Raw genomic sequence first — 1144 nt, 5'->3', positions numbered from 1 at the left:
CCTTCTGGACCATCCGGCTGACGACCACCAATGCAGCCCCGCTGACGGCCTTCATCGCGTCCTTCTCAAGCCCACAGGGGCTGTTCTGGGCAAAACTCTCGGCCGCCTCGATGATGGCGATCGCCCCCATTCTCGTCATCGGCTGGTTCTCGCAGAAACAACTCGTGCGTGGCCTGACCTTTGGCGCCGTGAAATAAGGAACGACAAACATGGGCAGCATTTCCCTTCAGAACGTGTCCAAGCTCTTCGGTGAGGCGAAAGTCATCCCGTCGATCGATCTCGATATCAACGACGGCGAGTTCGTCGTCTTCGTCGGTCCCTCCGGCTGCGGCAAGTCCACGCTGCTGCGGCTGATTGCCGGGCTGGAAGACGTCTCCGGCGGAAAGATCGTCATCGACGGCAAGGATGTCACCGAAAAGGCCCCGGCCGAGCGCGGCCTTGCCATGGTGTTCCAGTCCTATGCGCTTTATCCGCATATGAGTGTCAGGAACAACATCGCCTTCCCGCTGAAGATGGCCAAGCTCGACAAGGCGATCATCGATAAAAAGGTGGAAGACGCCGCCCGGGTGCTGAACCTCACCGATTATCTCGAACGCCGGCCCTCGCAGCTGTCGGGCGGCCAGCGCCAGCGTGTCGCCATCGGCCGCGCCATCGTGCGCGAACCCTCCGCCTTCCTGTTCGACGAACCGCTCTCCAACCTCGATGCGGCGCTGCGCGGCACCATGCGGCTGGAAATCTCCGAGCTGCACAACACGCTGAAGACCACGATGATCTATGTCACCCACGATCAGGTGGAAGCCATGACCATGGCCGACAAGATCGTGGTGCTCAACCGCGGCAATATCGAGCAGGTCGGCTCGCCGATGGAGCTTTACCGCTCCCCCGCCAACCTCTTCGTCGCCGGCTTCATCGGCTCGCCGCGCATGAACCTGGTGACCGGCGATTACGCCCGCCAAAAGGGCGCCACCACCGCCGGTGTGCGGCCGGAGCATCTGGTGCTGTCGAAGGAAAGCGGGCTGTGGCAGGGCAAGGTCACCGTCGCCGAACATCTCGGATCGGATACCTTCCTGCATCTCGAGGTCGATGGTATCGGACCGATTACCGCCCGCACGGACGGTGAGTTCGAATGCAAACACGGCGATAC

The 1144-nt window shown here is 61.8% G+C and carries 1 protein-coding gene and 1 pseudogene; both read left to right on the top strand.

The genetic code is table 11. The features are described 5' to 3' along the window. Positions 1-197 (top strand): annotated as a pseudogene (locus L901_RS22875) (carbohydrate ABC transporter permease); the annotation flags it as partial. A gap of 12 nt (positions 198-209) precedes the next feature. Then, on the top strand, positions 210-1144 hold a 935-nt coding region (locus L901_RS22870), incomplete at its 3' end, for an ABC transporter ATP-binding protein (RefSeq protein WP_059760490.1).

Origin of the sequence: Agrobacterium sp. D14, from assembly GCF_001526505.1 — a bacterium.
In the GTDB taxonomy this organism is placed as follows: domain Bacteria; phylum Pseudomonadota; class Alphaproteobacteria; order Rhizobiales; family Rhizobiaceae; genus Agrobacterium; species Agrobacterium leguminum.
The sequence above is the reverse complement of the archived record's forward strand: the minus strand, read 5'-3'. Positions and strand labels throughout refer to the sequence as shown.